At 71.5% G+C, this 12,918-nt stretch carries 15 protein-coding genes; 4 read left to right on the top strand and 11 right to left on the bottom strand.

Annotated elements, in window-relative coordinates:
* Window positions 1-162 precede the first annotated feature (162 nt).
* The 3 genes from ACLJQM_RS17765 to ACLJQM_RS17755 form a co-directional block, all read right to left on the bottom strand.
* The gene (locus tag ACLJQM_RS17765; protein WP_360765310.1) at window positions 163-882 is read right to left on the bottom strand and encodes a GntR family transcriptional regulator; all 720 of its coding nucleotides are present in this window, start codon (window positions 880-882) and stop codon (window positions 163-165) included.
* Between the two features lies 1 nt (window position 883).
* Complete coding sequence (locus tag ACLJQM_RS17760) at window positions 884-1,630, bottom strand: maleate cis-trans isomerase (protein WP_247019022.1); 747 nt, start codon at window positions 1,628-1,630, stop codon at window positions 884-886.
* Between the two features lie 134 nt (window positions 1,631-1,764).
* Window positions 1,765-2,505, bottom strand: a complete 741-nt coding sequence (locus ACLJQM_RS17755; RefSeq protein ID WP_247019023.1) for an Asp/Glu/hydantoin racemase — start codon at window positions 2,503-2,505, stop codon at window positions 1,765-1,767.
* A gap of 104 nt (window positions 2,506-2,609) precedes the next feature.
* Between ACLJQM_RS17755 and ACLJQM_RS17750 the strand changes: the two genes are divergently transcribed.
* The 3 genes from ACLJQM_RS17750 to ACLJQM_RS17740 are packed head-to-tail and all read left to right on the top strand — an operon-like array spanning window position 2,610 to window position 5,292.
* Window positions 2,610-3,608 carry a D-2-hydroxyacid dehydrogenase gene (locus tag ACLJQM_RS17750; protein WP_410632057.1) on the top strand — a complete coding sequence of 333 codons (999 nt, stop codon included), beginning with the start codon at window positions 2,610-2,612 and terminating at the stop codon, window positions 3,606-3,608.
* A complete protein-coding gene (locus ACLJQM_RS17745) occupies window positions 3,605-4,978 on the top strand; it encodes an amidase (protein WP_410632056.1) in 1,374 nt (457 codons plus the stop codon). The genes ACLJQM_RS17750 and ACLJQM_RS17745 overlap by 4 nt, the downstream gene beginning before the upstream one ends.
* 56 nt (window positions 4,979-5,034) lie before the next feature.
* Window positions 5,035-5,292: a hypothetical protein gene (locus ACLJQM_RS17740; protein WP_247019026.1), complete on the top strand. Its 258-nt coding sequence runs from the start codon at window positions 5,035-5,037 to the stop codon at window positions 5,290-5,292.
* Here ACLJQM_RS17740 and ACLJQM_RS17735 read toward each other — a convergent pair.
* The 8 genes from ACLJQM_RS17735 to ACLJQM_RS17700 form a co-directional block, all read right to left on the bottom strand.
* Window positions 5,289-6,524 carry an MFS transporter gene (locus ACLJQM_RS17735; protein ID WP_410632055.1) on the bottom strand — a complete coding sequence of 412 codons (1,236 nt, stop codon included), beginning with the start codon at window positions 6,522-6,524 and terminating at the stop codon, window positions 5,289-5,291. The two genes, ACLJQM_RS17740 and ACLJQM_RS17735, sit on opposite strands and share 4 nt — an antisense overlap.
* Before the next feature lie 135 nt (window positions 6,525-6,659).
* Entirely contained in the window at window positions 6,660-7,181 is a 522-nt protein-coding gene (locus tag ACLJQM_RS17730) for an ArsR/SmtB family transcription factor (RefSeq protein ID WP_360765321.1), read from the bottom strand.
* A 59-nt stretch (window positions 7,182-7,240) separates the two neighbouring features.
* Entirely contained in the window at window positions 7,241-8,068 is an 828-nt protein-coding gene (gene pqqB / locus ACLJQM_RS17725) for a pyrroloquinoline quinone biosynthesis protein PqqB (protein ID WP_410632054.1), read from the bottom strand.
* Window positions 8,065-9,129 (bottom strand): pyrroloquinoline quinone biosynthesis protein PqqE, encoded by a 1,065-nt coding sequence (gene pqqE, locus ACLJQM_RS17720; protein WP_410632053.1) that lies wholly within the window; start codon window positions 9,127-9,129, stop codon window positions 8,065-8,067. The genes pqqB and pqqE overlap by 4 nt, the downstream gene beginning before the upstream one ends.
* A complete protein-coding gene (gene pqqD / locus ACLJQM_RS17715) occupies window positions 9,120-9,386 on the bottom strand; it encodes a pyrroloquinoline quinone biosynthesis peptide chaperone PqqD (RefSeq protein WP_247019032.1) in 267 nt (88 codons plus the stop codon). The genes pqqE and pqqD overlap by 10 nt, the downstream gene beginning before the upstream one ends.
* Window positions 9,383-10,072 carry a pyrroloquinoline-quinone synthase PqqC gene (gene pqqC, locus ACLJQM_RS17710; protein WP_410632052.1) on the bottom strand — a complete coding sequence of 230 codons (690 nt, stop codon included), beginning with the start codon at window positions 10,070-10,072 and terminating at the stop codon, window positions 9,383-9,385. Before pqqC ends, pqqD begins: the two co-directional genes overlap by 4 nt.
* A 1-nt stretch (window position 10,073) precedes the next feature.
* Window positions 10,074-10,160 carry a pyrroloquinoline quinone precursor peptide PqqA gene (gene pqqA, locus ACLJQM_RS17705; protein WP_086864059.1) on the bottom strand — a complete coding sequence of 29 codons (87 nt, stop codon included), beginning with the start codon at window positions 10,158-10,160 and terminating at the stop codon, window positions 10,074-10,076.
* A gap of 126 nt (window positions 10,161-10,286) precedes the next feature.
* Complete coding sequence (locus ACLJQM_RS17700) at window positions 10,287-11,651, bottom strand: WS/DGAT/MGAT family O-acyltransferase (RefSeq protein WP_410632051.1); 1,365 nt, start codon at window positions 11,649-11,651, stop codon at window positions 10,287-10,289.
* Window positions 11,652-11,731: 80 nt separating this feature from the next.
* Between ACLJQM_RS17700 and ACLJQM_RS17695 the strand changes: the two genes are divergently transcribed.
* Window positions 11,732-12,910 (top strand): NAD(P)/FAD-dependent oxidoreductase, encoded by a 1,179-nt coding sequence (locus ACLJQM_RS17695; protein WP_410632050.1) that lies wholly within the window; start codon window positions 11,732-11,734, stop codon window positions 12,908-12,910.
* The last annotated feature ends 8 nt before the right edge of the window (window positions 12,911-12,918 follow it).

The raw sequence follows: 12,918 nt of genomic DNA, 5'->3' as shown, positions 1-12,918 counted from the left end.
GAGCCGTCCGCTTCGCCGGACAAGCCTGCCGCGCCGGCGGACGAATCGGTGGCGTGGGAAGAGGAAGCGGCGGCGTGGGCGGACGAACCCGCTGTCGAGGACTACGAGCCGGTCGTCACGATCCGCGTGTCGCCCCTGCGATCGCGCTTGGCGGCCCTCCGGTCACGCGTTTCCCGGTACCGGCGGCGCGTGCCCGTCCCGGAGGCTGGTGCCGGGCGCGAGCCGCTGCACCGCGTCCTCCATGTGCGCCTCGAGGAGCGCCAGCGCCGTCTCCTCGTCGCCGTCCCGCAGCGCCTGGATGAGCTTCGTGTGCTCTTCCACGCGTTCTTCGACCCGCTGGTACGTGCTTTGCAGCGCGGTGAGGCACATCCGCGTCTCGATGAGGAGCGTCCGGGCCATCCGGACGAGCCGCTTGCTGCCGGAAGCGTGGATGAGGGCCTCGTGGAACTTGAGGTCCGCGGTGGAGAGCGCGTTCGGATCGTCTTCACTCGCGGCGGTCGCCATCTCGCCGACGGTGTGTTCGAGCAGGTCCGCGATCCGGTCCCGGTCCCCGCCCCGCAGGGCGCGAAGCATGGCGGCGCGTTCGATCGCCGTTCGAGCTGCATAGATGTCGTAGACGTCCCCGGGCTCGAGGTCGATCACGAACAGCCCGCGGTGCCGCTCGCTGCGCAGGAGTCCTTCGGAGACCAGGTGCTGCATGGCCTCCCGCAGCGGCCCCCGTGACACCTGGAACCGTGCGGCCAGCTCGGTCTCACCGAGCTGGGTCCCGGGCGGGAGGGCGCCGGTCATGATCGCGTCACGCAGCTGACGCGCGATCACGGCGGCCGTCGACTCGCGGCTCACCGGCTCGATCTCGGGCAGCATGCCCGGCGGCAGGGCCATTTCAGGCGCTCCCGTCCGGCCGATGCCGGAAGAGCGCGCCGAGCGAGCGGACGAGGCGGTGCTGCCCGGTCAGGCGCAGCCCCTCCCACACCGTGACCTGGTTGGCGGTCAGCACGGGCTTCTTCAGCGCGGCTTCGATGGCGTTGATCTCGGCGAGGGTCCGCATGGCGGTGTCCGGCACGAGAACGGCGTCGGCGTCCGGGTGGTCGTGGCGCACGGCGAGTTCGAGGACGGCGTCCGGGCTCATGGCGCCGACCTCGGCGGCCGTGATGATGTCCGCACTGGCCATCGAGACGACCTCGACGCCGCCGGCCTTGAGGAAGTCGACGAACAGCCGGGCGATGTCGTCCGGGTAGCTGGCGGCCACGGCGACCCGCTTGACGCCCAGGGCGCGCGCGGCGTGCACGAACGCGAAGGAGGTGCTGGAGGCCGGAACACCGGCGACGGCGGACAGGCGGTCGGTCTGGTCGCGGGCGCCGTCCCAGCCGTAGACGAAGCTCCCGCTGGTGCAGGCCCAGATGATCGCGTCGGGCTCGTGCTTCTCGAGCAGAGCGGCGCCATCGGCGAGGCGGCTTTCACTGCCGAGGTCGAGCAGTTCGGCCACCGCGTGCTTGTCGGTGCCGTAGATGTGTTCGACCGCGAGCCGGATGTCGCCCTCGTCGGCGGCCATCCCGCCGAGCAGCTGCTCGGCCAGCGGGTAGTCGTCTTCGGCCGCGTGGTCGGGGTAGATGAAACCGATGGTGGTCACGGAACCTCCGGAGGGACGCAAATTGTCGACAATGCTAGAGGGGTGGTCAAAGAAAACCTTCACGACCTGCCGGACGTTCCCCGACATGTTCGTCCACGCCGAGGTCGCTCCGGGCGCCGGGCCGGCGCGCTCTCTCAGGACACGTCACGAAGCCACTTCCCGGGTCCGACGATCGGGAGGCCCATCCGCCGCAGGCACGCCCACATCGTCAGCTGGTTGGCGGTGAGCACCGGCTTGCCGAGCGCGGTCTCCAGCGGCTCGATCAGGTCGTAGGTGGGGAGGTTGGTGCAGCTGACGAAGATGGCTTCGGCCTCGCCGTGGTCCGCGGCGAGGATGCGCTCGGCGATGGTCCGGTAGCTGACCTTCCAGATTCCGCCGCCGAGCCCGAGGTGGTCGCTGGCGACGGTCTCGACGTTCAGCTCGCCGAGGAAGTCGTGCAGGGCGGTGGTGAGGTCGGCGTCGTACGGCGTCAGCACCGAGACGCGGTGGAGGTCGAGCTGGTGCAGCACCTCGGCCAGCGCGCCCGAGGTGGTGACGGCGTCCGGCGCGCCGGCGTCGCAGATCGCCTTCGTCAGCGAGCGCTCGTAGTCGACGCCGTTGACGAAGCTGCCCGAAGTGCAGAGGTAGGCGACGACCTCGGGCTCGACGTGCAGGACGTCGCGGGTGGCGCTGGCCAGGTGGTGGCTGTCGCTGACGAGGCGGGCCATCTCCATGCTGACCGGCACCGGCTCGTACGGCGTGCGGGCGAGGTGGAGGGACACCTCCATCGGCACCCACCGCCAGAGCTCGCGCTCCAGCGCGAGGTCGAACGGGGCGATGACGCCGATGCCGCGCTGGGCGAGCGGGCCTTCGAACGCCAGGAAGTCGAAATCCAAGGCTCAGCCTCCGGAATACGTCTGCACTTGATGACACGTCCGGTGCTCCGGGGGTCGTTCCTCGGATTGTTGACAATCATACGAGCCGCTTTTACCGTGTCAACGTGATCGCCTCGGAAAACCAGGAAGCTCCGGTCCTGGCAGTGCTCTGTGGCGAGCACCGCCCACCGGACATGCGTGCTGTCGAATCCGGGGCGGTCGTGCGTTACACGGACGCGGCGGGCCTGCCGGAAGCGCTGTCCGGAGCGGACGCGCTGTTCGTCTACGACTTCCTCTCCACGGCCGTGCCGGGCGCCTGGCACGCGGCCGATCGCCTGCGCTGGCTGCACATCGCGAGCGCGGGCGTCGACCCGGTGCTGTTCCCCGGGCTGGTCGAGAGCGACGTGGTCCTGACCAATTCGCGGGGCGTCTTCGACGACGCCATCGCGGAGTACGTGCTGGGCGTCGTCCTCGCGTTCGCGAAGGACTTCGCGCGCTCGCACGACCTGCAGCGCGAGGGGCGCTGGCAGCACCGCGAAAGCGAGCGGATCGCCGGGCGCGAGGTGGTGGTCGTCGGCACCGGGCCGATCGGCCGGGCCATCGCGCGGCTGCTGCGCGCCGCCGGGATGCGGGTGAGCGGTGCCGGGCGCCGGGAACGCACCGGGGATCCCGACTTCGGCGTCGTGCACGAGTCCGCGAGGCTCACCGAAGTGCTGCCGCACGCGGACTACGTCGTCGCCGTCGCGCCGCTGACCGAACACACCAGGGGCATGTTCGACGCGCGCGCGTTCGCCGCGATGAAGCCGTCGGCGCGGTTCGTCAACGTCGGCCGGGGCGAGCTGGTAGTGACGTCCGACCTGGTCGAAGCGCTCCGGAGCAAGGCCATCGCCGGCGCCGCGCTCGACGTGTTCGACACCGAGCCGCTGCCGTCCGACAGCCCGCTGTGGAGCCTGCCGGACGTGCTGGTCTCGCCGCACATGTCCGGGGACTTCACCGGCTGGCGGAACACGCTCGTCGAGGTGTTCACCGAGAACTTCCGCCGCTGGCAGGCTGGGGAGCCGCTGCGCAATGTCGTCGACAAGACGCTCGGCTACGTGCCGTCGGGGAACCAGGGAGCCGGATGAACGACAGGATGCTGACCGCCAGCGAGCTCGTCGCCGCCTACGCGACCGGTGAGCTTTCGCCGATCGAGGCGACGCAGAACGCGCTGCAGGCCATCGAAGGCCGCGACGGCGAGTGCAACGCCTACTGCCTGGTCGACGCCGACCGCGCGCTGGAGCAGGCCAAGGCGTCCGAGATCCGCTGGCGGGACGGGAACCCGATCGGCTGGCTCGACGGCGTGCCCGCGTCGATCAAGGACATGTTCCTCACGCAGGGCTGGCCGACCGTCCGCGGTTCGAAGAGCATCAACCCGGACCAGCCGTGGGACGTCGACAGCCCGGTCGCCGCGCGGATGCGTGAAGCGGGCCTGGTCCTGCTCGGCAAGACGACCACGCCGGAGATCGCGTGGAAGGGCGTCACGGACAGCCCGCTCTGCGGCATCACGCGCAACCCCGCCGACCCGTCCAAGACGGCGGGTGGGTCGAGCGGCGGCAGCGCCGCGGCGGTCGCGGCCGGCATGGGCGAGCTGTCGGTCGGCACCGACGGCGGCGGCTCGGTGCGGATCCCGGCGTCGTTCTGCGGCATCGTCGGCCTCAAGCCGACCCACGGCCGCATCCCGCTGTACCCCGCGAGCCCGTTCGGGCCGCTCTCGCACGCCGGTCCGATGGCGCGTTCGGTGGACGACACCGCGCTGCTGCTGGACGTCCTGTCGATGCCCGACCACCGCGACCCGGCCGCGCTGGCACCGCCGGCCGGGTCGTTCCGCGAGGCGGTCCGGCGGGACGTGCGCGGCCTGATCGCGGCGTTCTCGCCGACGCTCGGCTACGTCGACGTCGACCCGGAGGTGGCGGCGATCGTCGCCGCGGCGGTGCGCGCGCTGGGCGACGCGGGACTGCACGTCGAGGAGACCGATCCCGGCTTCGCGGACCCGAAACCGGCGTTCGACATCCTGTGGTCCTCAGGCGCGGCGAAGCTGCTCGGCACGTTCCCGCCGGGGTCGGAGGAGCGGACCGATCCGGGCCTGCGCAAGGTCTGGGAGCTCGGCAAGACGTGGACCGCGAGCGACTACCTCGACGCGACGGCCGAGCGGGCGGCGCTGGGCATCCTGATGGGCGAGTTCCACACGCGCTACGACGTGCTGATCACGCCCACCCTCCCGATCGCGGCGTTCGAGGCCGGCCACAACGTGCCGCCGGGCAGCGGGCTGAGCGAGTGGCCGGAGTGGACGCCGTTCACGTACCCGTTCAACATGACGCAGCAGCCCGCGATCAGCGTCCCGGCGGGGCGGACGTCCGAGGGGCTGCCGGTGGGCCTGCAGATCGTCGGGCCGCGCCACTCGGACGACCTCGTGCTCGCCGTGGCGAAGCTGCTGGAGGAAGTACGGCCCTGGTGACCCCCTTAGGGTGAACCGGCGGCCGGAGCCGGGGAAGCTGTGCCACTGTCGGCCGGGTGAACGCTGAAGGCTGGCGCTACGAACGAGCCATCCCGACCACCGACGCGACCGGACGGCCGACCCGGGTGGTGGTCGGCCTGGTCAAGCAGGGCGACCGCTTGTCGGCGGCCCTGCGCGTGGACGACGGCAAGGCCGCCCTGGTCCCGCTGGAAACGGGTGGCGAGCTGCTGAAAGCGCTTCGCGAGACGCTGGAGAGCTGGTGGCGTCTCGACGGCCACCGCGACCTGACCCCGGAGCCCCGCGCGAGCCGTTAGGACCCGCGGTGCGAGTCCGCCGAAGTCCGGCGCCGGCGGACCAACCCGCGCACCTGGGGGTTGACGGCCACCAGCGCGGTCGCCACGACGACGAGCGTCGCGCCGCCGAGGAGCGTCGCTTCGCGGCCGGCGTGCTCGGCGAGCGGGCCGGCGGCGATCTGGCCGAGCGGCATCGCGACGAACGAGCCGAGCATGTCGTAGGAGTACACCCGGGCGAGCTTCTCGGGCGGGATGTTCTCCTGCAGCGACACGTCCCACGCGACGGCGAACTGCTCGATCGCGACGCCCGCGAGGAACATCGCGAGCAGCAGCGGCAGCAGGTACGGCGTCTCGCCGAGCGCGAGTATCGGCAGGGCGTCGACCACCACGAGCGCCACGCCGATCAGGAGCATCCGCCGCGGCTGCCAGTGCGCGGCGATGACGCCGCCGAGCAGCGACCCGGCCGTCTGGACGGCCAGCGCGAGCCCCCAGCCGGTGCGGCCGAAGGTGTCGTCGGCGACCAGCGGGCCGATCACCAGCAGCGCGCCCGCGTTCACCGCGTTGACGATCATGAACTGCAGCACCACCAGCCACACCCAGGACCGCGCGCGGAACTCCCGCCACCCTTCGGCGAGCTCAGCGAGGGGACGGCTCCCGGGAACGCGTTCGCCGCGCGGCAGCCGGATCCGGCGGTACGCCACCGCGGCGGCGAGGAACAGCAGGGCGTTGCCGCCGAGCGCCCAGCCGGACCCGGCGAAGGCGACGAGGATCCCGGCGAGCCCGGCCCCGGCGATGCGGCCGACGTTCGAGAGCAGCCGGACCAGCGCGTTCGCCTGCGCGAGCTGCGACGCGGGCACGGTCAACGGCGTCAGGGACGCGGCCGCGGGCAGGGAGATCGCCGAGACGGCGCCGTTGACCAGGCTGAGCCCGACCAGCAGCGGAATGGAAGCGAAGCCGCAGAGGACGCTCGCGGCGATCGCGGCCTGCGTGAGGGCGGCGGCGGTTTCGGTGCCCTGCAGGATCACCGACCGCGGCAACCGGTCGGCCAGCATGCCGCCGAACAGCACGAGCAGTACGTTGGCGAGCGACCGCGCCCCGACGACGATCCCGAGGTCCACGGCCGAGCCGGTCAGATCGACGACGGCGAAGGCGAGCGCGAAGGGCGCGACGGCGTTGGCGAAGTCGGCGAACGTCCGGCCGGTGACGAGGGCGCGGAAGCGGACTTCCCGCAGCGGGGCGAGCAGTGGGATCACGGGAGTGGCTCCGGGGAGAAGGGAGGGGTGGTGGGGAACAGCGCGGTCATCGGGGTGCCACCGGAACGGCTGCCGGGCGCGGATGGTGCGGCCCGGACGACGCGGTTCCGGACTCAGCCGGTGCGGCCGACGCGCTCACTGCGGTTCCGCCGGATTCGTCGCCAGCTCGAACAGGGCGATGCTGGCGCTGACCCGGACCGTCCCCGGGGTACGGGGTGGCTGGGCCGCGCCGTGCAGTTCCTGGCTCAGCTCTGACGCCTGCTTCAGCAACCGCGTCCACACCTCCGGGGGCACCCACAGCTCGGCATCGGTCAGGGAAGCCGGGCGATTCCCCACGCGCGAGTCCGCGCGGCGCAGCAGTTCCGCCGCGATCGCCTTCGCCAGCAGCCGCTCCTCGCCCGGGTCCCGGCTCGTGAGGCGCTTGCCCGACTCCGGGTTGTGCCGGTAGCGCTTCGCGCGGCCGCCGCGGATCTGGATCTCCTCGGCGACCTCCAGCAGGCCCGCGTCGTGGAGGCGGCGGAAGTGGTAGCTGGTGTTCGCCTGCGTCTCACCGAGTTCGCGCGCGGCTTCGGCCGCGCTCATCGCGGTGCCCGTCAGCAGCGACAGGATGCGCATGCGCAGCGGGTGGGCCAGCACCCGGAGGTGGTCGTGGGGCATGGAGCCAGTCTGCCACGACTGTCAAAGAGTTATTTGGGGGTTGCCTCGACGAAGCGTGCTCAGAGCGAAAACTCCGTGCCGTCCGGAGGTAGCAGAGCGCCCGCCGCGAGCACGGCGGCGTGTTCGGCGGACACGGGGTCGAGCACCGGGTTCGTGTTGTTGAGGTGGGTGAACGCCCACGGCCGTCCGGCGATGCGGGCCAGGCTCGCGGTGATCGGGAGGTGCCCCATCGCGAACTGGTCCGGTCCGCCGACGCCGGCCATCTCGTCCGGCGCGTAGAACGTCCCGTCCAGCAGCACGAGGTCCGCGTCCGCCACGAACGCGTCGAACCCGGCGGGCCAGCTCTTCAGGCAAGGCGCGTACACCAGCACGCCGCCGGTCGCGAGGTCTTCGATCCGGTAGGCGACCACCCACGGCCCGGCCTGCGTGGCGGGCACGTACTTCGGTTTCTTGTCGCTCACCGGCAGCACCCGGACGCGCAGCCCGGGCAGGTCCGCCGGCGGCGACCAGGTCCAGTGCCCGTAGCCGTCGACGATCTCGCGGAACGGGGTCAGTGCGCGCAGCACCGCGTCCGGCGCCCACACCGGGAGCCCGCCCGCTTCGCGCAGCATCAGCAGGCCGAGGGAGTGGTCGAGTTCGGCGTCGGTGAGCAGTACTCCGCGCAGCGGGATGTCCCGCGGTCCCGGTCCGGCGCGCAGCGCGGCCGTCGCGAGGATCTGCGCGCGGATGTCGGGGGAGCAGTTGAGCAGGAACCAGCCTTCGCCGTCCGCGCTCACCGCGACGCAGTCCTGCGTGCGCGGCGGGAGTCCGGACGTGCACAGCCGGCACGCGCAGTTCCACTGTGGACAGCCGCCGCCCGCCGCGGTGCCGAGCAGGATGACCTTCACCGGCGCATGACCAGGTCGGAGGCGGGTGGCCGGGTCAGCACCAGGTCGACGACGCCGCGGTGCGGCGAGCGCGAGCACACCGGGTCGGTCGCCGCCGCGTCGCCGGTGAGCAGGAACGCCTGGCAGCGGCAGCCGCCGAAGTCGAGCCCGCGGCGGTCGCACGTGCGGCACGGGTCGGCCATCCAGTCCTCGCCGCGGTAGGCGTTGAACGACTCCGAGCGGTACCAGATGTCGGCCAGCGGCGTGTCCCGCACGGACGACAGCCGCAGGGTCGTGATCGCCGACGCGGCCGGGCAGGGCAGCACGGTGCCGTCCGGCGCGACGGTCAGCTGCCGCGCACCCCAGCCATACATGCACGGTTTCGGGTACGGCTCGTGGTAGTCCGCGACGACGTAGACGATCTCCATCGTGCCCCGCAACCGCGCGACGGCCGCGCGCACGATCGGCTCCGCGGCCGCCAGCTGCGAAGGTGTCGGCATCAGCGCGTCGCGGTTGCGCAGCGCCCAGCCGTAGTACTGCGTGTTCGCCAGCTCCAGCCGGTCCGCGCCCATCCGCTCGGCCAGTTCGACGATGCCGGCGACCTGGTCGTGGTTGCGCCGGTGCAGGACGACGTTGAGCGACAGCGGCAGCCCGGCGGCCTTGACCGCGGCGGCCGCGGCGAGCTTGTGGTCGAACGCCCGCGCGCCCGCAAGTTCGTCGGAACGGTCCCGTATCGACCCTTGCGCCGACAGCTGGACGTGCGCCAGCCCGCGCTCGACGAGACCGGACAGCCGCGCGGACGTCAGCCCGAGCCCGGAGGTGACCAGGTTGACGTAGCAGCCGAGCGAACTCGCGTGCGCCACCAGCTCGGGCAGGTCCGGCCGGAGCAGCGGCTCGCCGCCGGACATGTGCACCTGCAGCACGCCCAGCTCGCGGGCCTGGGACAGCACCGACAGCCAGTCCGCGGTGGACAGCTCGGCGTCCCGTTTGGTCAGCTCCAGCGGGTTGGAGCAATAAGGACAGTGCAGCGGGCAGCGGTGGGTCAGCTCGGCCAGCAGGCCCAGCGGCGGGTTCACGTCCACGCGACCACCCGCCGTTCGCCCAGCCGCGCCAGCACGTCGAGGACGTCCTGCTCGCGGACGCCGGAGTAGCGCGTCTCCAGCACCGCGGTGATGTCGGTGACACTGCGCGCGCCGTCGCAGAGCCCGAGCACCGCGGCCGCGGTCGCGTTCGGGACCAGGACGCCCTCCGGGAACAGCAGCACGTGTGTCTCCCGGACGTGGTCGAACGACAATCGGACACCCCGCCGGAGCTGCGGCACCGAACCCGCGGTGATCACCGCGCCGCCCATTCGACGGCGTCCAGCACGGACCACAGGACGTCGCACTTGAAGGACAGCGCGGCGATCGCGCGGTCCTGCTGTTCGCGCGTCACGCAGTGGCGGACGACGATGTCGAGCGTGTCCTTGCCTTCGCCGGCGACCTTGTCGACGCGGTGGGTGAAGTACGCGAGGTCCGCCGGCGCGATCCAGGAGTAGTGCGCGAGCATGTCCGCGACGCGCTGCCGCATCAGGTGGCCGGCGAACATCTCGGTCAGTCCCGAAGCGACCGCTTCCCACCACGGTTTCGTGCGCGCGAAAGTCACGTACGCGTCGACGGCGAACCGGACGCCGGGGGCGACGTGCCGCTCGTCGAGCACCTCTTCGCGGTCGAGACCGACCGCTTCGCAGAGCCGCAGCCAGCGTTCGGTGCCGCTGGTGCCCGCGCTCGTCCCGTCGTGGTAGACGATCCGGTCGAGCCACTGGCGCCGGATCTCCGGCAGCGGGCAGTTGCTGATGATCGCCGCGTCCTTCTGCGGCAGCACCTGCTGGTAGTACCACCGGTTCGCGGCCCAGAGCCGCAGTTCGTGCGCGTCGAGCTCGCCCGCGTGCAGCCGGTGGTGGAACGGGTGCGTGCCCCAGTACCGGTGCGAAAGACCGCGCAGGGCCTCGATGAATGCGCTTTCCGCGAGCGGCTCGACGAGCACGTCAGTCCGCCATGCGGGCCGCGTAGGCGGTGACCTCCATGGGGGTTTCGTATTCGACGAAGTCGGGAGTCGTCCACACCTCGGTCATTTCCTGCTCCTCTCCCGGGAACTGATCGCCGTCACGGTAAGAGCACGGCGAGCCGGCTGGCCAGGGTTTGGCCGGGAGGCTGGGAATGTTTCCTTCCGATGGCGCAGTGCGGTGCCGATCAGCGGGCTACCGGACCGCCGCTTCCAGTTCGACCAGCGCGGTGTCGAGGTGCGTCAGGATCCGCTGCAGGTGCGGCACGCTGCGGCGGCAGCCCGTGACGCCGAAATCGAGGTTGTCGCCGTTGCTGGTCAGCGTGATGTTCACGGCCTGGCCGTCGAGCAGCACCGACGCCGGGTAGATGCCGTCGAGCTGGGCGCCGTTCCAGTACATCTGCTTGCGCGGGCCGGGCACGTTCGAGATCACCAGGTTGAACGGCGGCCGCGTGTTGTTCACGATGCCCGGGATCGGCGAGACGCCGAGCTGCGCGACGTTGACCGCGGACAACAGCAGTGTCTGCAACGGCGTCAGCTCCGAGAACAGCCGCTTGCCGTTGCGCATCGACTGGTGGATCGTGACGAGCCGCTTGCCTGCGTCCGGCAAGTCGGTAGCGAGGTTGCAGAGCAGCGCGCCGATGTTGTTGCCCGCCGCTTCGCCGGGGTCGTTCTGGCGGCGCAGCGACACCGGCACCATCGCGACGAGCGGCGCGTCCGGCAGCGCGCGCTGCTCGATGAGGTAGTCCCGCAGCGCGCCCGAGCACATCGCGAGCACGACGTCGTTGCGCGAGACGCCGCCCGCGGTGGCGACCTTCCGGACGCGCTCGAGCGACCACGACTGCGCCGCGAACCGGCGCGCGCCGCCGATCGGCACGTTGAGCATCGTCCGCGGCGCCTGTCCGGGCAGCGTTAACGTGTGTTCACCGAACGCTTCGCGTGCGACCTTCATCGCGGCCGGGGCCAGGCTCGCGAGCTGGTTGGCGGTCTTGCCCGCGGTCTGGAGGAACGACCGCGGGCGCTTGACGCGGCCTTCGCCGGGCTTGCGCCGGCTGCCCCACCACGGCGGGCAATCCAGGTCCGCGGGGTTGTCCGAGAGCGTGCTCTGCAGCTGGCGCAACGCGGAGACGCCGTCCATCAGGGCGTGGTGGACCTTGGTGTAGACGGCGAACCGGCCGTCGGCGAGACCCTCGATGAGGTGGGTCTCCCAGAGCGGCCGGTGCCGGTCGAGCAGGGTGCTGTGCCAGCGGCTGGTGAGTTCCAGCAGTTCGCGGACGCGGCCCGGTTGCGGGAGCGCGGAGTGCCGGAAGTGGTAGTCGAGTTCGAGCTCGGCGTCGGTCGACCAGGCCACGTGGCCCATCGTGTTGACCGGACGGGCCGGGCGGCGCCGGAACACCGAGCGCATGTTGTCGGACTCGAGCAGAGTGCGGCGGACGTCGCGGAGGTAGTCCGGGCCGGCGCCGTCCGGTTTCTTGAACAGCTGCAGACCGCCCACGTGCATCGGATGCTCGCGCGTTTCGACGAGGAGGAACATCGAGTCGGTCACGGGCATCATCGCCATGGGACATCACCTTCCGCACTCGGCACGCCGACTGTACGCGCTCGGCCGCCGTGGGTGGATCACGTTCTACATTGGCGAGTATGACCGTCCGCGGCTCGGGGGAAACGTCCCTGCCACCGATGGCCGAGTGCGTCGTGATCGGCGGCGGTGTGATCGGTGTGAGCTGCGCGTTCCGCTTGGCGGAAGCCGGCGTCGACGTCCTGTTGCTGGAGCGCGACGGGCTCGGCGAGGGTTCTACGGCGAAGGCCGCGGGCGGCATCCGGTCGTCGTTCACCAGCCGCGTGAACGTCGAGCTCGGGCTGCGCGGGCTCGCCGCGTACAGCGCTTTCTCGCGCGACTTCGGCGTCGAGATCGACTTCCGCCGGGACGGTTACCTGTACCTGCTCACCGACCCCGCGGACGTCACCGCAATCGGACATTGCGCGGAGCTGCAACGGGAGTACGGCGTCCGCAGCCACCTGCTGGACCCCGCGGAAGCGAAGCGCGTGCTCCCACTGCTCGAGACGGACGGGATCCTCGCCGCGCTCTGGTCTCCCGACGACGCGAAAGCCACGCCGGACGCCGTTGTCCAGGGCTACGCGAGGGCCGCGCAGGCGTGCGGTGCGGAGCTGCGGACCGGCGTTGAGGTGATCGGGATCGAACGGGACGGTACCGTCCTGACCGGCGTCCGCACGAGCGCGGGGTTCGTGCGGACCGGAGCGGTGGTCTGCGCGGCGGGCGCGTGGTCGGGGCGGGTCGGTGAACTCGCCGGTCTGGACCTGCCGGTGCGGCCGTTCCGGCGGCAGGTTGTGTTCACCGGACCGGTGCGCGGGCTACCGGAATCGCTTCCGCTGACCATCGAACTTCCGTCGGCGTTCTACTTCCACCGCGAAGGTGCAGGTCTGGCGATGTCCGTTTGCGAGGACGACGGCGTCCCCGGGTTCGACACGCACTACGAGGCCGGCGAGTGGCTGCCGCGGCTGGCCGAGGTCGCGGGGCGGCGGATCCCGGCCGTGCTCGACGCGGACATCCGCACGGCGTGGGCCGGGTTGTACGAAGTGACGCCCGACCGCAACCAGATCGTGGGGGAAAGCGTCCTGCTTTCGCGGTTCCTCTACGCGACCGGTTTCTCCGGGCACGGCTTCCAGATGGGCCCGGCGGCCGGCGAGCTGATCCGGGACCTCTACCTGGGGCGACCGACCGCGGTGGACATCGCGGAGCTGGACGTGCGGCGGTTCGGGAACGCCGATACCGCACCGGCGGAGCACAACATCGTCTAGGGGTCGAT

It is taken from the genome of Amycolatopsis sp. cmx-4-83 (assembly GCF_046548815.1).
GTDB lineage: Bacteria > Actinomycetota > Actinomycetes > Mycobacteriales > Pseudonocardiaceae > Amycolatopsis > Amycolatopsis pretoriensis_A.
The sequence above is the reverse complement of the archived record's forward strand: the minus strand, read 5'-3'. Positions and strand labels throughout refer to the sequence as shown.

Bases quoted from the DNA above. Each gene is read 5' to 3' on its own strand.
- ACLJQM_RS17700 (WP_410632051.1), bottom strand. From the start codon at position 11,651: ATGGCGATGATGCCCGTGACCGACTCGATGTTCCTCCTCGTCGAAACG.
- pqqA (WP_086864059.1), bottom strand. From the start codon at position 10,160: ATGACCGAGGTGTGGACGACTCCCGACTTCGTCGAATACGAAACCCCC.
- ACLJQM_RS17695 (WP_410632050.1), top strand. From the start codon at position 11,732: ATGACCGTCCGCGGCTCGGGGGAAACGTCCCTGCCACCGATGGCCGAG.
- ACLJQM_RS17730 (WP_360765321.1), bottom strand. From the start codon at position 7,181: ATGCCCCACGACCACCTCCGGGTGCTGGCCCACCCGCTGCGCATGCGC.
- ACLJQM_RS17745 (WP_410632056.1), top strand. From the start codon at position 3,605: ATGAACGACAGGATGCTGACCGCCAGCGAGCTCGTCGCCGCCTACGCG.
- ACLJQM_RS17765 (WP_360765310.1), bottom strand. From the start codon at position 882: ATGGCCCTGCCGCCGGGCATGCTGCCCGAGATCGAGCCGGTGAGCCGC.